Genomic DNA, 24,544 nt, shown 5'->3' with positions numbered 1-24,544 from the left:
ATGGGCTCGCCATGAAACGTGCAGCATCGACGGCATGGTCGCGAGGCTGAGGGGCTGCGCGTTTCACGCGCCGCCCGACGTTGACTGAGAGCAAGGTCGGGCCTTCCGAGGACAGCGGGACGCGAACGGCGGACCGACCACCGGAAATCCCGACGCGCGCACCCTCCGCGAGTGCGCGCGTTTCCTGGCGCACTTCGCCCGTACCCAAGCACGACCGATGTGAGCAGGACGTGAGCGATGCTCGAAGTGCCCAGCTCAGGGGGTGCGAGCCGCCGGATCGGGGCCCGGGTTCTCCGGCGGGTACAGCACGATGGCGGCGAGGGAGCGGGCCAGCCCCTCCCAGCATCGAGGGTCCCAGCCCGTGAGGTGGTGCCAGCGATCCAGCCGGTAGGACACGGTGTTGGGGTGCAGATGCAGGACCGCGGCACTCGCGCTGATCGAGAAGCCGTTGTGCGCGAAGGCCAGGACGGCCTCGGCGAGGCGTGGGTGGCTGCGCGGCACCGTGGAGCGCACGAGGGGGGCCAGCCGATCACGCTGGGGCAGGAGGGTGGCGATGAGCCACTTGTCGTCGAAGGAAACGGTGCACCCCCGTTCCCGGGCGACCACGAGTGCCCGTTCCGCGTCGCCGATGCTCTCCGCGGCACCCGCAAGTCCGGCCCTGGGCATGCCGATCCCGGCCACCGGGTCGACTCCCGCGGGCAGCAATTCGCCGGCGTCCGCGATGATCACGCCTTGCGCCAGGATGACGACGCGCTCGCCGTGGATCACAGCGTGCAGCGTGCCGCCGTCCGCGTGCAGCTTCCGCCGCAAAAGGTCGAAATGGGTGTCGGACCAGGCTTCGACGGGTGCGCACACGGCCTGGAAGGAGGCGTAGGGGTCGAAGTCCAGAGCCCGCGCCATGCACAACCCGTCCTCGCCCTGCGCGCCGTCGGCGTAGAGGGCCCCGATGAATCGGTGCCGAAGTTCGACGAGAGCCGTTTCCCTGCCCCGGCTCGTCTCGGTGTAGCCCTCGGCCACAGCGCCGCACATGTGCTGCACCCATGCCCAGGCCTGGTCCACCAGTTCCAGCAGGGCGAGCAGGGCCGCCGCATTCCTGTTGCGGGCCTCGCGGCGCAGCATGCCCCACAGATGCCGGTAGCCGATGTGGAAGCCAGTGATGACGGCTTCCATGGGAACGAACTGCCGGGCCCGCCTTCGTCCGAGTTCTCGGGCAGCCTCGATCTCGCGTCCGGTGGGCGGTCGCCTCTCCTGGAGCGAGGCGAGGAATGCCTGGTACTGCTCCAGCACCGCCTTCTCGTGGTCGGCGCGTGGCATCGCTTCGAACGATCCGACCTGGCCGCGGATGTCGTCCACGACGGCAGGCACCAGATCACCGATCTCCCGAGTTGCCCATCGGTAGAGCGAGGAGAGCTCCACGGCAACGGCATCATCAGTGCTCGGGAGATCCGCTTGTCGTGCGCTCACGAGAATCCTGGCCCTTCGAACGGATGACGATTTCCACCGTACCTCAGCACGTCATGCCTCCTCCCCGGTGCGCAGTCGCGTGATCCGTCTCTGATTCCGTGCAGGAATTCATTCGGCCGGGCCTCCTCCGCGCTGCGATCGCATATCCGGAAAACGCGTCGGCCACGAAGGGAAACCCTCCGCCCGGCCCGGGTCCCGAGCCCGGTCGGCACGTGTCCCGGCAGCGCGGCACCATGCCTTGACGCCGAACAAAACGATACGTATCGTTTTGGCATGGCACTGGAATTCTCCTCGGGACCGCCGACCGGTGGGCCGCGGTCCGCAGCGAAGATCCTCGACGCGGCGCGGGATGTCCTGTCGGCACAGGGCTACCCGGCACTGACCATCGAAGCCGTCGCGGCCGCCGCCGGCGTCGGCAAGTCGACCATCTACCGCTGGTGGCCGAACAAGGAAGCCCTCGTCGCCGACGCCCTCGCCGAGATCTTCCGGGCCGAGGAGATCCCCGACGTCGGCGACACCCACGCCGAACTGCGCCACGCCGTCGACATGACCATCGACAACTACACCAACGAGGACATCGCGGCCTCACTGCCCGCCCTCGCCGCGGGCCTCCTCCCCCACCCCGAACTCATGACCCGTTTCCGCGAGACCTTCCTCCGCCGCAAACGCGAGAACATCGCCGCCGCGCTACGCCGCGGCATGCGCCGCGGCGACCTCCCCGGCGACCTCGACACCGACCTCGTCCAGGACATCTGGGCCGGCACCATCCTCTACCGGCGCCTCATGACCGACACGCCCACCGACACCGCCCTTGCCGAGCACCTCACCAGGCTCGTCACCGAAAACGGCTCCCACTTCGCGCTCCGCGCGGCCGAGCCCTCCGCGTGAACCCGGCACCCGCCGCCCCGGCCGCGGCGATCAATGAGTCGGGGTGGGCTCCTGTGATTTCCACAAGGATGCCGGCCTGGATTCTTCGGTCTTCCCTCTACCCCCGTGACGGGAGATGCGAAAAAATGGGGACGAAGCCTTTTCCATCCCGGCTGAAAGCGACCGCATTTCACTGACGGCCGGGCCCTCGATCCGCGGACGGAATCGAATGCGGATGGGCGGGCCAGAGAAGTCGAACCGGGAGCCAGTGAATGCCCCCCCTGCCCCGTAGCCTGAAGGCCGGCGTCGCGGGCCGGAAATCGTGAGCATGGTCATCCGCCGGCTCGCCGAGCACTGGGGGAGCTTGCGCCTCCGGCTGACCGGCATATTCGGCGTGATGTTCTTCCTGGCCGTCGCCGTGGTGCTGGGTGTCACCGTGCTGCTGGTCTACCGCTTCCGCCAGACCCACCCCGGAGCGTCCTTCCCTTCCTACGTGAAGATGCGTCCACCTCTCACTCCGCAGCAGCAAGCGCAGTTCCAGGAACAGGCCAGGTGGCTCGCGGCTGCCCAAAGCACGGACACGCGTGCCGACATGTTGTGGATGCTGAAATGGGGATCGCTCGTAGCCACGGCCGTGGGAGGCGCGGCCACTGCGGCAGGCTGGGTGGCGGCCGGCCGGCTGCTGCGGCCGCTGACGCAGATCACCGGAACGGCCGAACGCGTCGCCGAAGGGACCCTGCACCAGAGGATCGCCCTGAAGGCCGGGCCGGGCGAGGTCAAGAGGCTGGCGGACTCCTTCGACCGGATGCTGGCGAGACTCGACGAATCCTTCGCCGGCCAGGGCCGCTTCATCGCCAACGCGGCACACGAACTCAAGACCCCGCTCGTCATCAACCGCACCCTCGTCGAAGTCGCCATGAACCGGCGCGACGTTCCTGTGGAGACGCGTCACCTGGCCGAGGACCTGCTCGCGGTCAACGCTCGCCACGAGCGGCTGATCGACGCCTTGCTGGCCCTGGCCCGCTCCGAGAACGGCACCGTGGACCGCCTGCCGACCGACCTGGCCGAGGCGGCCGCCTCGGTCGTCGCGGCCTCGGCGCAGGCGGCCGAACAGGCCGCGGTGACGGTCCGAACGGATCTGCGTCCCGCGCCACTCCGCGGAGACCCGCTCCTGCTGGAGCAAGTGGCCCGGAACCTGGTCGACAACGCCATCCGCTACAACGTTCACGGCGGCGCGGTCGGCGTCCTCACGGCACAGGTTGCCGGCGAAGTGCGCCTCACCGTCACCAACACAGGGCCCGTCGTCGCCGCGCATGAGGTACCCGTCCTGTTCCAGCCCTTCCGCCGGCTGACCGACCGGGTCGGCGACGAGGCCAGGGGCAGTGGTCTGGGCCTGTCGATCGTCCGGGCCGTCGCCCACGCCCACGGCGGAGACGTCGATGCCGTACCTCGTCCGGGCGGCGGCGTCACCGTGACGGTCACCCTGCCCACCCCGGTCCCGGGCAGCGCAACGCCCACAAGATGACGCCGCCGAACGTCGGTCTTGACCAGGACCGCCTCGTCCTTTGATGGCCGGGAGGCAGCGTCCTTCAACGGCACTTTCAAGGAAGTCCTGGTCACGCTGCTGCCGGCATACCAGCAGCAGGCCGGTGAGCAGCCCGTGAGCACTCGCGCTCACCCCCAGCTCACGCCCGGTCCGGACACTGGGCGTAGCAACATCGCTGAGTGGAGGAAGGTGGACGGATGGGTGTGGGGGCGGCAGTGCGGAAGTTCGTCCCGGTCGGCTTGCCGCGTTCGCCGGGCCTGAACCAGCGGATGTCCGTTCATGACGGCGGCCGGGTTCCGCGGGCGGAGGCGGACCACCCGAAGCGCCGCGGTCACCGGTGCTGGACCCGGCGAGCGCCGGCCTCACCGTTCCTGTGGATCGCCGCTCACCGCGGCAGCCTGCGCCTGCAACTGACCGCCGTCTTCGGCTTGATGTTCTTCCTCGCCGCCTCGGCCGTACTCGCGGCCACCGTGCTGCTTGTCGTCCGCTACCTGCATTGGGACAGACAAGTGGTGGCGCCCGAAGCGCATCCGAAGATCTATTCGGTGGTGGCGCCGGAGCACAGAGGTGCGTTCAAGGAGCTGTCGAACGAAGACCGTTCCGTTGATCCGGTCCTCCTGCACAGTGATGTGTGGTGGTTGCTGAAGTGGGGGTCGCTGGTCGTCGTCATCGTCGGCATCACGGCCACAGCGGCCGGCTGGTGGGTGGCCGGACGGCTTCTCCGACCGCTCACGAAGATCACGCGAACCGCCGAGCGGGTGGCCGGGAGCACGCTGCACCAGCGCATCTCCCTCGAAGCGCCGCCCGGCGAGGTCAAGACTCTCGCCGACTCCTTCGACCACATGCTGGAACGTCTGGACGAGTCGTTCGCCGGTCAGGGCCGCTTCATCGCCAATGCCGCGCACGAGTTGAAGACGCCGCTCGCGCTCAACCGCACACTCGTGGAAGTGGCCATGAACCGCCGCGACGCCACGGCGTCCCTACGCCACCTCGGTGAGGACCTGTTGAGGGTCAACGCTCGCCAAGAGCGCCTCATCGACGCCCTCCTCGCGCTCGCCCGCTCGGACAGCGGCACCGTGGAGCGCCTGCCCACCGACCTTCGCCTCGTCGCCGAAACGGTCCTCGACGCCTCCGCGGCAGCGGCACGAGAAGCCGGGATCGCCCTGCGCGGCGATCTCGATGTCGCGCCGCTACAAGGGGATCCCACCTTGCTGGAGCAGCTCGCGCGGAACCTCGTCGACAACGCCATCCGCTACAACCATCACGGCGGTACCGTCCGCGTCATCACCCGGTTCAGCCCCGAAGCAGCCGTGCTGACCGTCACCAACACCGGGCCCTCGATCGCCCCGCACGAGGTGCCCACTCTCTTCCAGCCCTTCCGCAGGCTCACCGACCGCGTCGGTTCCGCCAAGGGAAGCGGCCTGGGCCTGTCCATCGTCCAGGCGATCGCCCACACCCACGGCGGCGAAGCCGAAGCCACCCCACGCCCCGAGGGCGGCCTGACCATCAGCGTCACACTCCCCCACCGAGGAGCCCGGCCCCGGTAGGGGCACCGAACGCTGTCGTCACGCGGCCGTCAGCGTCTGCTCGGCCCAGATCGTCTTGCCCACGTCCTCATAGCGCATGCCCCAGCGGTCGGCGAGGGACGCGACGAGGAACACGCCGCGCCCGCCCTCGTCCTGCAGGCGGGCATGACGCAGACGCGGGGTCGTATTGGCGTCGTCCGCGACCTCCACGGTCAGCACACGGTCGCGTATGAGGCGGAGCCTGATGGGCCCCTCGGCATGCTCGATCACATTGGTGGCGAGTTCGCTGACGATCAGTTCCGTGACGGGGGCGCACTCCTCCAGCCCCCACTGCGCCAGCCGGTCCCGTGCGGCCCGGCGCGCCTCGCGCACGGAGATCGCTCGGGCGGGGAGGGTCCAGGAAGCGACACTGCCGTCGCCGACGGACCGGGTTCTGGCCACCAGCAGCGCCGCACCGTCCTGGGGAGTGCTGCCACGGAGGACCTGGTACGACACCTGGTCGCAAATGTCGTCCGGAGCCGCGAGGGGGTGGGCCACCGCGGCTCGGAGCCGGTCGACGCGGTCCCTGGCCTCCGACGGATGGCGATCGGCGCTCCCGTCCGAGTACAGCGCCAGGAGACTGCCCGGCGCCAGCTCCGCACTGACGACCTCGTGCGGCTCGCCCTTGCCGAGAGTCGCGCCGCGCGGCACGTCGAGCGTCCCTACGCCGCCCTCGGGACTGGTGACGAGTGGGCTGTCGTGACCGGCGGACGCAGCCGTACAACGGCAGGTGACCGGGTCGTACGTCATGTACAGGCAGGTCGCGGTGAACGGCGGCCGTGCACGGTGGAGGGTGGCCGGGTCCGCTTCCTGCTCGCCGGCCAGTCGCTGGGCGACATCGTCGAGATGAGCCAGCAGCTCATTCGCCGGCAGGTCCATCGCGGCCAGGGTGGAGGCCGCCGTCCGCAGTCGCGCCATGGCGACGGACGCCTGCAGGTCCTCTCCCGGCACATATCCGATGGTCAGACCCACACGGCAGCTCGACAGCGGGAGCACCTCGAACCAGTGAGCGCCGTAACGGCCGACCCGGTAGCAATGGGAGGCTTCGACGGCGGAGAGCTGGGGCGTCTGGCGGGGCAGCAGGGTGCGTTGCAGAGCCGTCGCGACCACGTGCTCCCGGGTGAAGCGACGTGCGTTGTCGATGCAGACCGCCGTGCAGGAGGCGAGCTGCGTCGCCAGCGACAGATCGTCGTCGCCGAACGGCTCGGGGTTGGAGCGGGTCCGGTAGAAGCTGGCCAGACCCAGGACCAGGCCGTGCACGGTGAGCGGTGCCACGATCATCGAGTGCGCCCCGGACCGGACGATGAACTCGGCCCGCATGCGGTCGTGCACCAGCCAGGCGCCCGAATTCGTCGCCAAGTCGACCAGCCGCGGCCGCAGGTCCGCCAGGGCCCGCGTGTAGGGCGTGTGGGACGTGAACTGGCTGGTGCCGCCCACCGGATAGACCCCGTAATACCCCTCGTGAGAGGAGAAGGCGGCACGCCGCATCGGGAGGTGTGCCGTGACGGGCGCTATGGGGGCGTCGCCGTCGGACACGGCCTCCGCCAAGTCGACGGTGACGGCGTCGGCGAAGGCCGGAACCGCCATGTCGGCGAGTTCCTGGGCCGTACGAGGTGCGTCGAGCGTGGTGCCGATCCTGGACCGGGCCAAGGCCATCAGGTCCGTCGCCCTCTGCTTGCGGACCTGCTCGGTCACATCGCGGACCATCGCCGCGACGGCGCCCGGTTTATGGCCGTCGCGTCGCAGGGGGTAACCGGTGACGGAGTACACGTGCTGATGCTGCGGGTCGTCGGCCGGGACCGCGGCGACCGTGCGTTCCCGGACCACTTCCCGGGTGTCCAGAACCTCACGCATGATCGGCGACAGAGGGATCCGGCCGTCCAGATCACCCAGGCTGGCTCCGACCACTTGCGCCTCAGGCATGCCCCGCAAGGCCAGGAAGACGGCGTTGGAGCGCAGAACCCGCAGATCCGGACCGTACACCTCAAGGCCTGTCTGGGCCCTCCTGAACAGTTCCCTCTCGAAGGTCTCCGCTTTCTCTCCCGGAGGCACCTTCGGGAAACCCGGTTCGGCGTGTCGATGTCCACGAGGCATGACCGACCTCATCTTTCCTCGGCATCGCCAGTAAACCCGCCTCCGGACCGATGGGCCAACCGGGCGCGGTGGCGCACGGCGTCCAGTGCGGGCGCAGGTGGCCGGAGGGTGCGCTCGTCCCCGGTCGCCGACGGCCGCGGAGGCATCGCGGGGCAGCGGTGCCCCCCGGCTCAGCGGATGCGGTACCCCACTCCGGTGACGGTCTCCACGACGCCCGGCTCGCCGAGCTTGCGCCGCAGGCTGCGCATGGTGACCCGCACGATCGTGGTGAAGGGGTCGATGTTCTCGTCCCACACCCGTTCCAGCAACTGCTCCGCCGAGACCGGCCCGCCCTGCGCCCGGAGCAGTTCCTCCAGGACCGCGAACTCCTTCCTCGACAGCGGTACGAAGCGGCCGTCGCGGGAGGTCTCACGCAGGTGCGGGTCGAGGCGGATTCCCGCACGCTCCAGAACCAGCGGGGCCGGTGGCCGCACCCTGCGGCCCAGCGTCCTGATCCGGGCCACCAGCTCGGCGAACGCGAAGGGCTTGACCAGGTAGTCGTCCGCCCCCAGGCGCAGCCCGGCAACGCGTTCGGCGACCGTCGTCGAGACGGTCAGCATGAGGATCTTGACCTCGGCCCCCGCGGAGGCGGTGCGTCGGCACACTTCGTCGCCGTGCAGCTTCGGAAGGTCCCGGTCGAGCACCATCACGTCGTAGTCGTTGACCGCCAGCCGCTCCAGAGCCGCCTCACCGTCATGGACGACATCCACCGCGAACGCCTCCTGCCGCAGACCCTCGGCGATGGCACCCGCGAGCAGTTCTTCGTCCTCCACGACCAGCACCCGCACCTTGCGTCTCTCCCATCAGCCGTTTCTGCGCCGTCCGCCGGGCAGCAGCCATCTCGTCATGTCCGCGCCGAAGGCGCCCGTTCAGCCTCACCGGCAGCGGCACGAAACCGGCCCGTCCTTCGCTGGACCGCGGGCCGGACGACCGAGCTGCCAGGGCGTACGCGGGCCTCCGCGATGCGTCCGGGTTCGCCGCCGCTTCATCCCCTGCCCGGAGCGGGAAGGTGGCGTGGGGGCCGGCAGCGGTTCCGGCGCTTTCTTGCCAACTATGCATCGCGCCGCGTGAGGACAGCGTGAGTCGCGGTGCTCACCGCTGTTTCACCGGAGGCGTTGTGTAGTCCGAGGCATGAAGCACCGTCGCCGCAAACACCGCCGGGCAAGGAGGCGGCGCAGGGTTCTTGTCATTCCCTGCCTCGCGATCCTGGGAGTGTGCCTCGCGGGGGTGTTCGCCGTCACAAGGCAGGACACACCGGAGCCGGCCGTGCCCGCCGCGCACAAGAGCCGTCCCTCGCCGACCACGCCCGCCTCGACGCCTCCACAGGACTCAAGCCCCTCGACGACACCGCCGAGTCCCCGGCGCAGTCCGTCGCCCCCGCCGGCTCCACGCGTGCCGCAGCACGGGGCCGGCACGTTCACCTCCGCCGCCGGCTCATCGGAGGCCGTCGGGCACGGCAGAACCCTGCGGTACGTCGTACAGACCGAGGACGGCAGCGAACTGACCGCGGCGTCCGTGGCCGACGAGGTCGAACGCATACTGGCCGACAGCCGGGGCTGGACGAGGAGCGGCGTGGCATTCCGGCGTGTGGAGGGGCCGCCGTACGACTTCCGGGTCCGTGCGGCGACCCCGGACACCGCGGATGCCCTGTGCGCCGCCTATGGCCTGGACACCCAGGGTGAGCTGAATTGCAACGTCGCCCAGACCGTCGTGGTGAACATCAAGCGCTGGATCCTGCTCAGCCCCCAGTACGAGGGCCGGCCGGCCGATTATCACGCGATGATCATCAACCATGAGGTGGGTCACTTCCTCGGGCGTGGACACCGGGGATGTCCTGGACCGGGCATGCCGGCCCCCGTGATGATGCAGCAGATCAAGGGGCTGCACGGATGTATCGCGAACCCATGGCCCTACGACGACCAGGGCGACCTGATCACCGGGCCGCCCGTGCCCCCCTGACCCGGAAGCGGCCGAACGGTCCTGCCCCTCGTGAGCATGAGCTGTGGCCCGCGGAATCGACGATGCGCACGTCGGGAACTCGCGCGGAGCATGCGCCGCTACGCCTCCCGCCGGCCCAGCCATTCCTTCTCGTGGCCGGGGTCCGGCAGGACATGGCCGCCTTCGACCGCGGACCGCGCGGGGCTGTCCTGGATCACCACCAGAACGCGGCGCTCGGCGATCCCGGTGACGCGGGAGGCGGCCGCCGACAGTTCAAGCGCCAGGCGGGTGGTCTCCTCCTGCGGGTGGCCACGCCGGGCCCATCCGGTGATCAGCAACGGCGCTCCGGGCTCTCCGCCGACGTAGACGCTGTCCCGGGGCAGTTCGGTGAAGACCACGTTGACGTAGGCGGGCGGCACATGGTTGATCTCCGAGTGGATCCGGGTGATCTCTCCGGCCAGTTCCCCTTTGGTCGCGACTTCCAGCGTCCCCTGAGCGGTGGTGCAGGTGTAGATGGGCACGTCGGCTCCTGAAGTGTGAGGCCTACGGGCATGCCCCTCGATGCGAGGGGCATGGCTGGGTCGTCGGGTGGGGTGGGGCTCAGTCGGTCAGGGTGGTGAGGTCGGTGACCGTGTAGGCGAGGTCGAAGTGGAAGCCCTTGCCAGTGCGGCGGACGGGGAGGTCGGCGAGTTCTTCGCCGTGGGCGGGAAGGAAGGTGAGGTCGGCGGTGCCGGCCCAGGCGTCGCTGACGGCGGGGTTGTCCAGGACGGCCATGACGAGTTCGTGGACGGCGGGCTTGTCGTGCTGTCCGGCGGTCAGGTTGGGGAAGTGCCGGAGGTTGATCAGGGGGCGGCCCATGAGTGCGGTGGGGTCGGGGACGGGCTGCTGGAGGGTGACGGTGGCTTCGGCGATGCGCTGTCCGGCGGAGGATGCGGTGGCGGCGAATTGCCCGCCGGGGCCGAGGACGGGGGTGCCGGGGCCGCCGACCGAGTAGGCGCGGGTCTGGTGGACGGCGCCGAGCTTCTTGGGGAAGCCCTGGACCCAGCCGCGGGCCATGGCGGAGTCGTTGTCGACGTAGATGTACGGGCACCAGGAGACGGGGGTGCCCTTGTGGTGGGCGTCAAGGGTGATGAAGAACTCCCGGTACTGGGAGCGCGCGGGGTCGAGGTACTCCATGTTGGTGGAGGAGTACTGCCAGTCGATGAACATCGCGACGCCGCGGCCGGCGGAGTCCGGGTCCGGGGTCAGTCCCTCGGGCAGGGTCGCCGCGGCCGCGTCGGGGTCGGTGAAGAACTCGACGGCGACCACGGTGCCGGCGTAGTGCCACGGCGGGGCAGGCGCCAGGTTCGCGATGCCGCGGGGCGAGAGGGGGACGGTGTAGCCCTTCATCACACGCACTCCTTCACAAGAGAACCAATCAAAACGATACGTATCGTTTCGTTCGACTGGTACGACCGTAGCAGACGTTGATCGGGAAACAAAACGATACGTATCGTTTTGCCAATGTGCTCGTCATCCCTTCCGGTTCGGCGGCCGGTGAGCTGCGGTCTGCTTCAAAGATCCTCGACGCGGCGTGCGATGTCCTGTCGGCACAGGGCCGCCCGGCACTGACCAGCCGGTGACCGAACACGGAAGCCCTCATCGCCGCAGCCCTCGCCGAGATCTTCCGGGTTCCGGCGACCTCCTGCAGCTACGCGTCCGGGCTGCAAGACCCGTTGCCCACCGCGCCAGTCGGGGGGCGGGTCAGTTCTTCCAGAAGGAAGACGAAGGACTCGTACGGGCGGCCGGTCGCGTGGCGCAGCCCCATCTCGCAGGTGCGGTTGGCCGACAGGTAGGCATCCGCGGGGGTCTCGTCCAGGACGGCTTTCTCGTCCCGCGTCGCGGACCGGACCAGTTCCGGGTGGAGGAGTCCCCGGTCGCCGGCCGTGCCGCAGCAGGTGGTGCCGACCGGTACAAGGACCTCGGCGGCGAGTTGTCCCGCGATGACTTCCAGCGTCTTGCTCAGCCCCAGATGCGCTGTCGAACAGGTTGGGTGCAGCGCCACGCGGTTCACCCGTCTGGTGATGGTCAGGTGCGGCAGCAGGTCGGCGCACCAGGTGATCGCGTCGAGAAGAGTGATGCGTTCCAGTCGGGCGCGGTGTTCGTCGTCGAGGTAGTTCTTGACGTCGTCGAGCAGGCCGTTGGTGCATGAGGCGGCGTCGATGACCACGGGCAGGGCGCCGTGCCCACTCCAGGACCACAGGGCGTCGCAGGTGGTCGCGGCCATCCATTCGTGGCCGCGCGTGTAGCCCTTGCTGCTCCACGGTGTGGAGCAGCACTTGCCTGCCACGTCGTCGGGGATCCACAGCGGCTTGGAGGCACGTGCCGAGACCTCGACGAACGCCTGCTGCAGGGACGGATGCCGTGGCTTCCCTGGGTCACGGCCGAAGATGCGGTTGACACAGGCCGGGAAGTACACCGCCGCCGCGCCGTCGCGGGAAGTGTCGGGTGGTTTGCTCGCCGCGCCGCGCGGCATCGGTCCGGGGATCGCCGGCATGAGGTCGTTGCTGATCGCGAGCCGTGCGCCGGCCGTCAGTCCGGTGAGTGCTTTCGCGCCCACGGCTCGCTGGACGATGCCGGCGGCGCCCATGGCAATGCGGGCGATTCCCTCCACCGTTGCCCAGCGCTTGGCGATCTCCAGGGCGGCCTTCTCGCGGTGTTCCGTCGATTCGTCCCGCCGGAAATCCTTGATCAACGCGCCGGTGTTGATATGTACGGGGCAAGGGAGCGCACAGGTGCCGTCGACGGCGCAGGTCTCGATGCCGTCGTACTCGTATTCCGCCTGCAACTGAGCCAGCAGCGGCGATCCTGCCGGTTGTCGCGCCATTTCCCGGCGCAGGACGATGCGCTGGCGGGGAGTGGTGGTGACGTTCCGGCTGGGGCAGGCGGCCTCGCAGTACCCGCACTCGATGCAGTGGGTCGCGACGTCCTCGATGTCGGGCGTCGACTTGAAGGACTTCAGGTGGATGTTGTCGTCGCGGGTGAGGACGACGTTGGGGGCGAGTACGCCGTGCGGATCGGCGAGTTCCTTGATCCGCCACATGATCTCGGTGGCCTTGTCACCCCATTCGTGGCGGACGAACGGCGCCATGTTGATCCCGGTGCCGTGCTCCGCCTTGAGCGACCCGTCGTACTTGTCGATGACCAGTGCCACGAGGTCGGACATAAAGGCGGCGTACCTGTCGCGGTCGGCGGGATCGGCCAGCTTGGGGGTCAGGGTGAAGTGCAGATTGCCGTATGCGGCGTGGCCTGCGACGCCCGGCAGAAAGCCGTGCTTGGTCAGGAGAGAGTGCAGATCGCCTGCCCCTTCGGCGATCCGGGCGGGCGGGAAGCAGACGTCCTCGTTGACCACCGCGGCGCCGGACGGACGCAGTTGGCCGACGATGCCGAGCAGGCCCTCGCGGATGCGCCAATCCAGTTCGATGAGTTCCTGGTCGCGGGTGAAGTCCAGCGGGTGCAACAGGTTCGCGTCCACGACGAGCTCCGCGACGCGGGCTTCGACTTCGTCGAGGCCGGCCGGGTCCTCGGAGGCGAACTCGACGAGAAGCGCCGCCGCGCCCGGATCGAGGGTCTTCCAGTATTCGGGTGTGTGGGGGAAGGCCTGGGCGGCGGCGGTGAGGGCGGGCGCGACCATGAGTTCGACGGCTTCGGCGCCGAGACCGACCAGGCTGGGGACGAGAGCGACCGCTTCGTCGACCGACGGGAGCGCGATCCAGGTGACCGTGGTCGCGGTGGGGGCCGGGAGGGTGTCGATCACCGCCTCGGCGATGAACGCGAGGGTGCCTTCGGAACCGATGATCAGGCGCCGGAAGATCTCGAGCGGGGTGTCGGCATCGAGCAGCGCCGCAAGGGTGTAACCGGTGGTGTTGCGTATGGTGAACTTGCGGCGCACGCGGGCGGTGAGCTCGCTGTCGGCAAGCAGGTGCTCCCGCAACTCGGCAAGGCCGGCCGCCAGCCGGGGTTCCGCTGCGGCGAAGCGCTCCTCGGCGTCGGGTGCGGCGGTGTCGATGACGGTCCCGGACGGCAGCACCAAGGTCATCGACGCCACGGTGTGGTAGGCGTTGCGCTCGGGGGTGCAGCGCATTCCCCCCGCGTTGTTGGCGAGCACTCCGCCGATCGTGGCGACGTCCGAGGAGGCCGGATCCGGGCCGAGGCGTCGACCGTGGCTGCGAAGTACCGCCGCCGCGTGGCCGAGGATGGTGCCCGGCCGCGCTCGCAAGCGCGCGCCGCCGTCCTCGACGGCCATCCCGTTCCAGTGCCGGCGCACGTCCATGAGGATGTCATCGGACTGGGCTTGGCCGTTGAGGCTGGTCCCGCCGGCACGGAATGTCGCGTGCCGCCCGCTCCTGCGGCAGTAGCCGAGCACTTTCTGGACGTCGTGCACGTCGCGTGGCAGGACGACGACCTGGGGCAGGTAGCGATAAGGGCTGGCGTCCGAGGCGTAGCGCACGAGGTCCGAAATGCGGTGCAGCACTTGGTCCTCGCCGAGCAGCGCGACGAGGTCGTTCTTGAGTTCGTGAGGTGTCCCGCCCGCGTGAGCGGTGTCGATCGCATCCGCCTCTGGCAGACCCGACGGGCGGCCGACCGCGGAAACGCGGGGACTGAGCAACTTCTTCACGGTGCCGACCTCTCCGCCACGGCACCGGTGGCGGTACACACGGCTTCTTGCGAAACGGTGCACTCGGCGGGGCTCACGGTCTGTGGAGTTCACTGTGGCAACCCGAAAGACCGTGAGCGGGCCGACCGAACTCGGCTCCCGCGCGTCTCACCCTGGCCGGCGCCGGGGGACCACAGACCCTGGTATCGCGCCCTGATCACACAGTGGCAAGTCGTAGTCGAAGCGGACTTCAGACGATTTTACCGCGGCCATGCGGCGCGCGCCCGGTGACGTCGCGTGGCTTGCGCTTGCGCTTCCAGGGCCTTGAGGGGCGGCGGTGAGTGCCCGGTCGGCGGCCACCCATGCGGCGGCCGGCACGTCCCGGCGCACGAAGCTCGCCGCAATTACCTGGTGGTCCCGGCCCAGGCGTTTTCTCCAAGCGGCCCGCTCCGCCCGCACTCGGCTTCCGAGTGGTGAAGTGCTGGGCCTCACATGGGAGAACGTGAACCTTGATGCTGGAGCGATCACGATGCAGCCCCAACTCCAGCGTATCCAGCGCCGCCTGGCACACGACGAGACCAAGACCGAGGCGTCGACGGCGACCCAGCCGCTGCCGCAGATCTGCGTCGCAGCCCTACAGTTCCGCCGGAACGAACGGGGAAGCCGCCGGCGTGCCGCCGGGGAGCCGGCGAGGGCCACGTCGAGGGCGGTCAGGACCCGCGTGGTTCCCCCGGTGGCGCGGCCGATCCCGCAAGCCGAACGGCTGCGGCCCCTTCCCAAGAAGGACCTGCCGCGGATCTGCCCATAAGCCCACGATCACCGTCCAACCCGGCGCCCTCGGCAAGCTCGACAAGTTCCCGCCAGGACCGGCACTGCCTCCACCCCACCTGACACGACGCCTACCGGCCGGAGCGAGCGAACACTGCACGGCCGCCCGACGCGGCTGGCCTGCCGCCGCCCACGGGCCCGCCGATCCGCACGACCACCCGAGACCCCAGCACCACAAGCCGGGATCACGCACGCCCGACGACAGTGCCAGAACGCCCCACGCACCCGAACCACCCCGGAACTCCAGGCCGGCGATCGCCAGGCAACCGCCTCCAGCACCGACGCCGTTCGGACAACACCTCGAACAGACCCCGGGAACGCCGAGATCCCGCCCGATCAATCAGATCGGACGGGATCACGTGAACTCTTCTTGAACCAACTCAAGAACAGTCGTGCTGTGGGCCGTTCACGAGTCTGGTTGACCTGCACCCATGCCTGCCATGCAGGGCACTCTTCCCGCAATCCGCAAGATCACTTCCCGCAACGGCATGCCCACGCCAAAACCTAGAGAAACGCACGGCTTGCTCGGCGCCGCCACCTTCAGCGCGTCCGACGAGTGGGAAGCAGACGCGGAGGGGCCTGCAGCCGGATCCGACACTGGCTGACCACCAGGCGCCCTGGCCCTGGCACCGGCCGCCCCGAAGGGCGGGCAACCGACTCTATGCGTCGTCGCCCTTCTGTCAGCGCCTCCTTTGGTGTGCGCGCTGCACAGTCGCCTACACCTGGCTTCCCGGTCTTGCCAGAGATAGCGCGGAAAGCTGCCCATGCGCCACCCCGCCCGCAGACACGACAGAGCTCCACCTGCTCAAGTGGTGGCGAAAACCAGTCATCACCGGCGCAATTCACGCCATTCTCAATTCAACAACTGCGGCACGGTCAGCCGGCCCCGACCCTGAAATGTTGGTCACCGACTGAGGGGAGAACGGTGAACGCGACCGGACGTCATGCAGGGCATCCCGAGGTCATCGCCTCGACAACGGGGCTGGTCAGCTTCCTGCGCGAGGTGGTGCAGAACGGGACGCAGCGATTGCGGGACTCGCGAGACAGGTCGCGGGAGTACTGGTGGCTGTCAGAGGTGCCGGAGGGCGTGCGGAGGCCGGCGGAGCGGCTGGACGGGGTGCTTTTCAGGCTTGACTACGTGCCGCCGGTTGCAGCGCCTGAGCTTCCAGAGGTCTTGGTCGGATGGGTTGATCCCGTGCGTCTTGCCGATCCCGAGGGGGGTGACCCGCCGCTGGCCGAGGAGGGGCCGGTGCGGGAACGGGTGCGGGATGAGTTCGGGCGCGCCATGTGGGAGGAACGGACCAGCGCACAGGTGGACGCGGGAGATGTCCTGCATGCGTACGGTGCCTGGCTGGCCCGATGGCGGCGCTGGGCGGAACGGGAGACCGGGGACCGTCCCAGGCGGGAACGTTATGAGGCGTTGTACGGCTGGCATCAGCAGTTGGCTCAGCACGACGACCAGCGTGAGCTGGTGCTTGCGGTCGGGCTGCTGTCGTGGGTGGATGCCCATGGGGAGGCCGTGTACCGCCACCTGGTCACGCGGCGGGTCGAGATCGCAGTGGAACGCCGCACGGCCAGGCTGACGGTTCGCCTTGCGCCGGACACTGCATTGCGGGTGGAGGACCAGGACTTCCTCGACAGTGACGACGGCTGGGATCCGGAGAGAGCCGCGGCAGTCGGCGAGGATCTGGCAGCGCGCTCGCCTCATCCGCTGAGTGAGGCGGTACTCGAGCACCTGGTCCAATGGCAAGAGCGGGCGCTGTCCCGGCCCGTCGCCTTCAGTGCGGAGTGGGCGCCTCCCACGGACATCGAGCCGGGAGCGCGCCTGACGTATGCCCCCGCGCTGGTACTGCGTCCTCGTGACCGGAACGCGCTGCTGCGTTGCTACGAACAGATTGCCGCCGGGCTTGCTACAGACGGACACGCGCCGCTGGGGCTTGCCCAACTGGTGATGACGTTGGATGACGACGACCGGAAGCGGTGGAGCAGCGTCCAAAACGCTCCCTTGCTGGGAGATGACCCGCTGTTCCCGCTGAAGACCAACGCCCAGCAGCGGTCGGTGCTGCACCGCCTGGAGCGCAGTTCGGGCGTCGTGGTCCAGGGTCCGCCGGGCACAGGCAAGACGCACACCATCGCCAATCTCGTAGCCGCGCTGCTGGCTCAGGGCAAACGCGTTCTGGTGACCAGCGCCCGCGACCAGCCGCTGACGGTGCTGCGCGACAAGCTTCCTCCGCATGTGCGGGACCTGTGCATCTTGATGCTCAGCTCCACGCGTCAGGACGGGGCCAGCGAGCTGGAGCGCACCATCAATGCGCTGACCGACCAGGTGGCCGTCAGTGATGTCTCACACCTGCAGGATGACATCGCCCGCCTGTCGACCCAGCGTGACGGGCTGCGGGCGAGGATCTCTTCACTGAGCGACCAGGTGGTCGAATTGCGGGAGGCTGAGATTCAGCCTCACGACGACGTGGCTGCGGGCTATTCCGGCACGCTCGCCGTCATCGTGGAGCAGGTGCAGCGTAATGCCGATCAGTTCGGCTGGATCGGTGCTCTTCCGGAAGGCTCGCGCACAGGACCGCCGCTGACCGGGCTGGAAGCACAAGAGTTGCTTGCGCTGCTACGTGAGGGGGCGCTGGAACCACGAGCGGACGGCTGGTTGCCTGCTCCGGGCGATGTGCCGTCCGTCGGTTTGGTCGCCGAGACACTTGCTGCCGGCAGCGTCGCCGATGGGGACCTTTCGGAGGCGACGGTAAGCATCAGGGACTCGCTGGCCCGGCTCACCGAGACGGTGACCGACGAGCTGGCTGTTCTCGTCGAGCAGTGCCGGACTGCGCTGCATCATCTGGGACTGCCGAGCTCGCCGACGGATTGGCCGGCTCACTCCTGGAGCGCGGCGGCACTCCAGGATCGCCTGGCGCGCAGGAAGGCATTCTTGTGGAAGCGTGTGGCGCAAGTGTCGGGGGAGCTCGATGTCGCCCGGCGCAGCCTGGATGCCGCCGGTATGCGCCATGTCTCAGTGCCGGCCGACGTGTCGCCCGAGGCCGCAGGGCGGATGGCGCAGTCGGCCCGTGACCTGCGTGCGTTTCTTGAACGCGGCGGCAGGCTCCGGTCCCGCTGGCCGGGCAAGGAGCAAAAGGCGGCGCACGACATCCTCACTCGCTGCACGGTCGATGGCCAGCCCCCTGCCGAAGAGAGCAGCCTTGACGCACTGATCGCACACCTCCAGGCCCACGCCACCGTCTCGATGGTCGTCGCGCGCTGGGAACAAGCAGGCGTGCGGCTCACCCCGGAGCCACCCGAGGTCGCCATCGCCATGCTGGCCGAGCACTACGAACATCTGTCCTTCGTCCGAGCATTCGGCGAGGGGCGGGAACGGATCGATGCCCTGCTGGTATCACACGGTGTGCACGTCCCGCTGACCACGCCGCAGCAATGGCTGGAGTTCTGCCAGGCGCTGGCGGCGCTGGCCGACCGTCGGGCCGCGGACGACGCACACAGGCGTCTCGATGCCTGGGAACAGCGACTCCGCGCACCCGTCGGGGACACGCCGCCCGCCGCCGAGGTGGTCGCCCTCGCCGGCGCCCTGAACAGCGCAGACGTCGAACAGTACGCGGCTCAGCTGCAGATCTTGGCCCGGGCACACGAACACGACGCCCGCTTCCGGCGCTGCTCCAGCCTCCTGGAGGCACTCAAACAGGCCCACCCCTCGCTTGCCATCCACCTCGGTGCCGACCCGTCAAGCCCGCACTGGGACACGCGCCTCGCGCTTCTGGGCGAGGCGTGGGCATGGGCCACCGCGGCTGGATTCGCGCGGCGCCGCCGAACCCCCGGACTGGAACAGCGCCTCGACGCCGAGTTGACCGAACACGAGCAGCGGCTTGAGCAGGTCACCGGCGAGCTGGCCGGCGCCCTGGGACGCCTGCACTGCCTGAACCGCATGACACAGGACCAGCGGTCCTCATTGCAGGCTTACCGCACGCACACCGCTTCCTACGGCCGCGGCAAGGGTCGTCGTGCCGCACACTTCAAGGCCGCAGCGCGCGAAGCGATGTCTGTCGCCATGGAGGCGGTACCCGCCTGGGTCATGCCGATCGGGCAGGTCGCCGAGATGGTCCGCATGCAGCGCGACACCTTCGACGTCATCATCGTCGACGAAGCCAGTCAGGCCGGCATGGAATCCCTCTTCCTCATGTGGCTCGCCCCACGGGTCATCGTGGTGGGCGACGACAAACAATGTGCCCCGTCGGTCACCAGCCTGGGCCGCCTCCAGGTGATCGAGGATCGTCTCACCGCGCACCTGCCGGAGATTCCCGTCCGGCTGCGGGAGCTGTACACCCCGCACACCAACCTCTACCAGTTGCTGTCCACGTTCTTCCCGCTGGTGATCCGACTCAACGAACACTTCCGCTCCATGCCCGAGATCATCTCCTGGTCCTCCCGGACCTTCTACGACGGCAAACTGATCCCGCTGCGACAGTTCGGCGGGGAGCGCCCCGAACCGCTGGTGACACACTTCGTCGACGAGGCACTGACCGAGGGTCGTGACGGCCGTTTGCGCAACCCCAAGGAAGCCCAGGCACTGGTCGACCATCTTGTGGGCATGGTGGAAGACCCCGCTTACCGTGGCATGACGATCGGTGTGATCGTGCTGCAGGGGCAAGGCCAGGTCCGGCTTCTGGACGACATGATCAAGCAGCGTATCGATGCACCCACCCGGGAACGGCACGCAATCCGAGTCGGCAATGCCGCGTCGTTCCAGGGCGACGAACGTCACGTCATCTTGCTGTCGATGGTGGTGACCAACCCGCCCCGGGTCGCGGGCGGACACCGCAGCGAACAGCAGGCCTACAACGTGGCCGCCAGCCGCGCGCAGGATCAGATGCACCTGTTCTACTCAGTTCCGCGAACCAAGCTCAAATCCAACGACCTGCGCCTGAATCTGCTCACCTTCATGGAGAACGCTCCCGCCGCCCTGGCGGCTGACGACGATCTCAAGACGGTCCTTCCCGACGTCCCCACCCCGCCCTTCGAGTCGCTGTTCGAGCAGCAGGTCTACCTGCACATCAAGAAGCGCGGCTACCACGTAGTCCCCCAGTTCCCCGCCGGCGACAAGCGCATCGACCTGGTGGTGATCGGCGCCCGCTCCCGGCTGGCCGTCGAATGCGACGGCGACCACTTCCACTCGACACCGGAGCAGATCCGGCACGACCAGAGAAGGGAGCGAGAGCTGCAACGCGTGGGCTGGGAGTTCTGGCGTGTCCGGGAAAGCGAGTTTCGCTTCGACCCGGAGGCGGCCCTCACAGGCCTGTGGACAGAACTGGACCGGAACAACATTCATCCAGCCACCTTCGGCCTCACGCCGAAGCCCTCCGGAACTGGTCAGGTCTGGACGCCCATGGACTTGCCAGAGGCCACCGACGACACAGACGACGATGTCGAGGGCATGGAGGACACAGCAGACGACATCGATCCGCCGGACACGACCTCGACAGAAGGCGCAGCATGACGCAGCACGGAACCGCGGCGGCTCTCGGCCAGCTGGACGCGAACACGCTTGAAGAGATCGCTCGCGTGATCTGCGGTGACGACAACCTCTACTACCGCAAGGGCTGGGAGATCTCCCGCTTCTTCATCAACGCTGGCTGGGAGGGGGTACCTGCCTTCGACGCCGAATTCCGCCGCGACTGGGCCAAGGAACGCCTCACGGAACGGCGCACCCAGCCCGCAGCCCTGGAGCAGGTTCTCCTCCGCCTCGCCGACCCACGCGAATACCTCGATGAGCCCAACCAACTACCCCAGGTGGTCAGCGCCCTCAACGCCTTCCTCGTCCACGAGGGGCTGCGACTGGACACCACGGGCGGCAGGCCCCGGCTGCAACTGTGCGATCCAGCCCTGGCCCAGCCCGGCCAGCACGCACCAGCGGAGTTCCGGGCCACCCTCACCGACATCATCCGCGATCCGGTGATGGCCCGGGTCCTGCAGCACCGGCTCGACGAAGCACAGACCTGCTACCACAACGGTGCGCACATCGCTGCCACCATCATGCTGGGCAGCCTCCTGGAAGGCGTCCTGCTGCAAGTCATCAAGGAACACGACACGACCCTGCTCGGCTCGACCCCACCAGACAAAGCCACGCTGGAAAAGCTCATCAATGCCTGCAACACCGCCCGGCTCATCGGCGCGGACATTGAACGCTTCTGCCATGAACTGCGCATCTACCGCAACTATGTCCACCCAGCAGCCGAAATCCGAGAAGCCCACGCTCCAGACCGCGACACCCTCAACGTCTGCTGGCAAGTTGTCGGCGCTGTACTCAACGATCTCAAAAGTTCCCACCCCGCGCCCCCGGCACCTGCCTGACCACACAGCACTCGAAGCCACAACCAGAGCTCCCCTCCCGTCGGCCCCCTCCGACGGGAGGGAGCGCCACTGCCTTCGGAAAAGGGGCGGCAGCCGGAAGGTCACAAGTCGGCCGTTCATGTTCGGCAGCGACGACAACAGCGGCTACGGAGGCGCGTGCCTTGGTCCTCGGAGCGTCGACCAGGGTCGGCGGGAATGGGCACGGAACCGGAATCGCCGAGTCTCACGGGCCCGGTCCTGGCAGCGAGCGGGGCAGCGCTGCTGCTGCAGACCTTGACCACCTTCGCGTGAGCAGCGTCCCGACCATCGAGCTCACCGCTGACAGGTGCGACGCAAGGGAATTTTTCTCAAGGTGGTCACGGGGTGGGCTACCCGGCTGGATTCGTGGGGTTACCCCTATGGTGTGTCGCGGGCGGGCCCCGCAGAAGTCCCAGGGGCTGCCTGACAGCTTCCCTGCCAGGGCAAACGCATCATGGGAGGCGAATCAGAGCGGCACCCCAGCTTCGCAACAGCGTCGTCCGCCTGAACAAGTGTCACCGTTCATCTCCGGAGTACGCCATGCCCACATCCGAACTGATACCCGACAGCCTCCCGTACCCCATGACACTCGCTGACACCGGGAGTGGCCGGCATCGCGGGCAAGCCGCACCGGAAGGCCTCAATGGCCTCGACGGCCCCGGTCAAGGCCGGCACCGCCGGCCCGATGGAGTCCTCCCTCCCACGGGGAAGCAGGCATGAGCGGAACCACCAGCACTGCCGGACGGCTCGGCTACGGTGAACTCACCGGGAAGACACATGTCAACATCGCCTGTCCACCCGGCGCCCCGGTGAGCGCCGGCAGTGCCAGGATGACTCCGACGGACCTCGTTGCACGCTTCGAGCGTCTGGCCATGCCACTCCTGGCACGAGTATATGCAGCAGCAGCGCACATGACTCCCGACCGATCGGCCGCGGAGACCTTGGTTCAGCAGACATATGTACGGGCTTACGAAGAGTTCGGGATGTGCACAGGAGTCAACCTGAAGGCCTGGCTATTGCGCCTTCTGGCCGATACGGCACGCGGAACCCACGACCGACGTCAGGACCCGCCGCACTCTGACCGCGAGAATGCACTATCGCGCCACCAACCGCCGGAACGGCGGCGCCCGGAGCTTCCCGCGGCCCGTGACCTTCTCCTCCTGCCCGACCGCAAAGTCGCCGAAGCGCTGCACCGCCTCCCACAGGACACAGCACTGGTCATGCACTTGGCCCACGCTGAGGAGTTCACCCCGCAGGAGATCGCCGAGATCCTGCGCATTCCCCAGGCCGTCGTGATATCCCGATTGCGCCATGGGCACCGACGCATCCTCCAACTGCTGACCGGCGCGGTCTCGGAAGCGTTGCCCCGGTGACAGTGACGCACCGGCTTCGGCGACGGCGCTCGTGAGCGCCCCCACAACCGTGAAGGGGCCCCCTCCCGCCCGTCCTCGTTGCCGCAACTTCTCAGCGCTCCCCGGCAGCATCCGCCTGCAGTCGCCGACGATGCCGCGGACGCCCAGCCCATCACGCGGACGAGCAACAGTGGCTTGTCACCAGCGCCGGGGACGGTCTTCATCCACGGTAATCACTGAGCTTTTTCAGCGTTGCTTCCCCAGGGTGAGGACGGCTTTGGCTGCTGACGACAGGCGGTTGGGGCTGCAGCGGGCGTGGCGGAAGATGCGCCAGCGCTTGAGGGTGGCCATGCCGCGTTCGACGGGATACCGAAGCCGGGCGTGCCTCCCGCCCACTCCCGGCTTCGCAGCGCCGTTCCCTCGACGACCTGGCAGAACTCGTGGACCTGTCCCCTCAGCGCAGCCAAGCAGTCAACTTCTGGCTGATGCTGGCGCTCTCCTCAATTGTCGCGACCGTGGGCATCATCGCTGACTCCACCCCCACGGCGATCAGCACGGTGATCACCGCGCCGCTCTCGACCCCAACCATGGGCATCGCACTCCAGTCGGTATGACAACGTCCCCTGGTACATCGGGCGCCAGCGGGGCATCCACGATGTCCTGGAGACGGGAGAGCCCTGGTTACGGAACTTCGGCTCCACAACCAGGGCTTGCCATCCGAGTGCGCTTCCGTCGCCCGGGACGGCCGCACGCTGGTCAGCGTTCGCTGTCGAGGGTGGCCATCATCGGGGCCGCGTACCGCTCGCCGGCCGCCGAGCCGGCGGGAATGGCCGCCTCGATCTCGTCCAGCGTCTCCCGGTCGAGCTTGAGGTCGTCGGCCCCGAGCGACTCCGCCAGACGCTCGCGGCGACGGGCACCGACCAGGGGCACGATGTCCTGCCCCTGGGCTGCCACCCAGGCGATGGCCACCTGACTGGTGACGGCGCCGAGCCGCTCCGCGACCCTGCTCAGTGCCTCGACCAAGCGCAGATTGGCCTCAAGGTTCTCGCCCTGGAAGCGCGGCGAGTGGGCACGGAAGTCACCGCCGCTCAGTTCGCGGGACGGCGACCAGTGGCCACTGAGCAGACCACGCGACAGGACCCCGTAGGCGGTCAGACCGATACCCAGCTCGCGCAGCACGGGGATGATGTTCTCCTCCGGGCCGCGCGAAAGCAGCGAGTACTCGATCTGAAGGTCGCTGATCGGGGCCACGGCCGCCGCACGGCGGATCGTGTCGGCGCCGAGCTCGGACAGCCCGATGTGACGGATGTAGCCAGCCTGGCGCATCTCCTCCAGGGCCCCGACCGTCTCCTCGACCGGTATCTGCGGGTTGAGGCGGGCAGGGCGATAGATGTCGAGGTAGTCGGTGCCCAGGCGGCGCAGGGAGTACGACAGACGGTCCTTCACCGCGGCTGGGGACACGTCGTAGGGCACCGGCTGGAAGCTGCCGTCGGGGGCGCGGCGCGAGCCGAACTTCACGCTCAGTACGACGTCCTCGCGGTTGCGCTCACGCAGCGCACGGGCGATGAGCATTTCGTTGGCGCCGGAGCCGTAGAAGTCACCGGTGTCGATGAGGTTGAGGCCGGCGTCGATCGCTGCGTGCAGGGTGGCGATGCTCTCGGCGTCGTCGGCGGGACCGTACAGATCCGACATTCCCATGGCGCCCAGGCCGATGGTGGACACCTCGGGGCCGTTGGCGCCCAGCTTGCGACGGCTGACGGGCATGGTGTTTCTCCTTCGTGATTCGTTACCGAAGTGCGGCACGGACGTGTATGGACGAAGCAATGCGAGATGCGTG

At 68.5% G+C, this 24,544-nt stretch carries 15 protein-coding genes and 1 pseudogene; 8 read left to right on the top strand and 8 right to left on the bottom strand.

The window, feature by feature from the left end; all coding sequences use genetic code 11:
- Positions 1 to 255 precede the first annotated feature (255 nt).
- Entirely contained in the window at positions 256 to 1,416 is a 1,161-nt protein-coding gene (locus ACRWNP_RS31355; protein WP_431967355.1) for a PucR family transcriptional regulator, read from the bottom strand.
- A 321-nt stretch (positions 1,417 to 1,737) separates the two neighbouring features.
- Here ACRWNP_RS31355 and ACRWNP_RS31350 point away from each other — a divergent pair, with 321 nt between their 5' ends.
- From ACRWNP_RS31350 to ACRWNP_RS31340, 3 genes are all read left to right on the top strand, one after another.
- On the top strand, positions 1,738 to 2,352 hold the full coding sequence (locus ACRWNP_RS31350) for a TetR/AcrR family transcriptional regulator (RefSeq protein ID WP_431967353.1): 615 nt from the start codon (positions 1,738 to 1,740) through the stop codon (positions 2,350 to 2,352).
- Positions 2,353 to 2,659: 307 nt separating this feature from the next.
- Positions 2,660 to 3,856, top strand: coding sequence for a sensor histidine kinase (locus tag ACRWNP_RS31345; RefSeq protein ID WP_431967363.1), 1,197 nt, complete (start codon positions 2,660 to 2,662; stop codon positions 3,854 to 3,856).
- A 218-nt stretch (positions 3,857 to 4,074) separates the two neighbouring features.
- The gene (locus ACRWNP_RS31340; RefSeq protein ID WP_431967351.1) at positions 4,075 to 5,424 is read left to right on the top strand and encodes a sensor histidine kinase; all 1,350 of its coding nucleotides are present in this window, start codon (positions 4,075 to 4,077) and stop codon (positions 5,422 to 5,424) included.
- Between the two features lie 18 nt (positions 5,425 to 5,442).
- Here ACRWNP_RS31340 and ACRWNP_RS31335 read toward each other — a convergent pair whose 3' ends face one another.
- Positions 5,443 to 7,536 (bottom strand): SpoIIE family protein phosphatase, encoded by a 2,094-nt coding sequence (locus tag ACRWNP_RS31335; protein ID WP_431967349.1) that lies wholly within the window; start codon positions 7,534 to 7,536, stop codon positions 5,443 to 5,445.
- Positions 7,537 to 7,706: 170 nt separating this feature from the next.
- A complete protein-coding gene (locus ACRWNP_RS31330) occupies positions 7,707 to 8,363 on the bottom strand; it encodes a response regulator transcription factor (protein WP_431967347.1) in 657 nt (218 codons plus the stop codon).
- Positions 8,364 to 8,706: 343 nt separating this feature from the next.
- On the opposite strand from ACRWNP_RS31330, the gene ACRWNP_RS31325 reads away from it, so the two are divergent.
- A complete protein-coding gene (locus ACRWNP_RS31325; protein ID WP_431967345.1) occupies positions 8,707 to 9,534 on the top strand; it encodes a DUF3152 domain-containing protein in 828 nt (275 codons plus the stop codon).
- 98 nt (positions 9,535 to 9,632) lie between these two features.
- Here the strand turns inward: ACRWNP_RS31325 and ACRWNP_RS31320 are convergent, their stop codons facing one another.
- The 3 genes from ACRWNP_RS31320 to ACRWNP_RS31310 all read right to left on the bottom strand — a co-directional run bounded on the left by ACRWNP_RS31320 (position 9,633) and on the right by ACRWNP_RS31310 (position 14,170).
- Complete coding sequence (locus ACRWNP_RS31320) at positions 9,633 to 10,034, bottom strand: tautomerase family protein (protein ID WP_431967343.1); 402 nt, start codon at positions 10,032 to 10,034, stop codon at positions 9,633 to 9,635.
- Positions 10,035 to 10,113: 79 nt separating this feature from the next.
- Positions 10,114 to 10,902 carry an acetoacetate decarboxylase family protein gene (locus ACRWNP_RS31315; protein WP_431967341.1) on the bottom strand — a complete coding sequence of 263 codons (789 nt, stop codon included), beginning with the start codon at positions 10,900 to 10,902 and terminating at the stop codon, positions 10,114 to 10,116.
- Positions 10,903 to 11,203: 301 nt separating this feature from the next.
- Positions 11,204 to 14,170: an FAD-binding and (Fe-S)-binding domain-containing protein gene (locus tag ACRWNP_RS31310; RefSeq protein WP_431967339.1), complete on the bottom strand. Its 2,967-nt coding sequence runs from the start codon at positions 14,168 to 14,170 to the stop codon at positions 11,204 to 11,206.
- Positions 14,171 to 15,902: 1,732 nt separating this feature from the next.
- On the opposite strand from ACRWNP_RS31310, the gene ACRWNP_RS31305 reads away from it, so the two are divergent.
- The 3 genes from ACRWNP_RS31305 (at position 15,903) to ACRWNP_RS31295 (ending at position 22,728) form a co-directional block, all read left to right on the top strand.
- The gene (locus tag ACRWNP_RS31305; RefSeq protein ID WP_431967337.1) at positions 15,903 to 20,483 is read left to right on the top strand and encodes an AAA domain-containing protein; all 4,581 of its coding nucleotides are present in this window, start codon (positions 15,903 to 15,905) and stop codon (positions 20,481 to 20,483) included.
- Positions 20,480 to 21,337: a hypothetical protein gene (locus ACRWNP_RS31300; RefSeq protein ID WP_431967335.1), complete on the top strand. Its 858-nt coding sequence runs from the start codon at positions 20,480 to 20,482 to the stop codon at positions 21,335 to 21,337. Before ACRWNP_RS31305 ends, ACRWNP_RS31300 begins: the two co-directional genes overlap by 4 nt.
- A gap of 734 nt (positions 21,338 to 22,071) precedes the next feature.
- On the top strand, positions 22,072 to 22,728 hold the full coding sequence (locus ACRWNP_RS31295; RefSeq protein ID WP_431967333.1) for a hypothetical protein: 657 nt from the start codon (positions 22,072 to 22,074) through the stop codon (positions 22,726 to 22,728).
- A gap of 225 nt (positions 22,729 to 22,953) precedes the next feature.
- On the opposite strand, the pseudogene ACRWNP_RS31290 reads toward ACRWNP_RS31295, so the two are convergent.
- Positions 22,954 to 23,088, bottom strand: a pseudogene (locus tag ACRWNP_RS31290) (IS5/IS1182 family transposase); the annotation flags it as partial.
- A gap of 59 nt (positions 23,089 to 23,147) precedes the next feature.
- Here ACRWNP_RS31290 and ACRWNP_RS31285 point away from each other — a divergent pair.
- Complete coding sequence (locus ACRWNP_RS31285; RefSeq protein WP_431967331.1) at positions 23,148 to 23,321, top strand: hypothetical protein; 174 nt, start codon at positions 23,148 to 23,150, stop codon at positions 23,319 to 23,321.
- A 142-nt stretch (positions 23,322 to 23,463) separates the two neighbouring features.
- Here ACRWNP_RS31285 and ACRWNP_RS31280 read toward each other — a convergent pair whose 3' ends face one another.
- Positions 23,464 to 24,471, bottom strand: a complete 1,008-nt coding sequence (locus ACRWNP_RS31280; protein WP_431967319.1) for an aldo/keto reductase — start codon at positions 24,469 to 24,471, stop codon at positions 23,464 to 23,466.
- Positions 24,472 to 24,544 lie beyond the last annotated feature (73 nt).

This window comes from Actinacidiphila sp. bgisy160 (assembly GCF_965342435.1).
Classification (GTDB): domain Bacteria; phylum Actinomycetota; class Actinomycetes; order Streptomycetales; family Streptomycetaceae; genus Actinacidiphila.
This window is presented reverse-complemented; position numbering and strand designations above follow the sequence as displayed.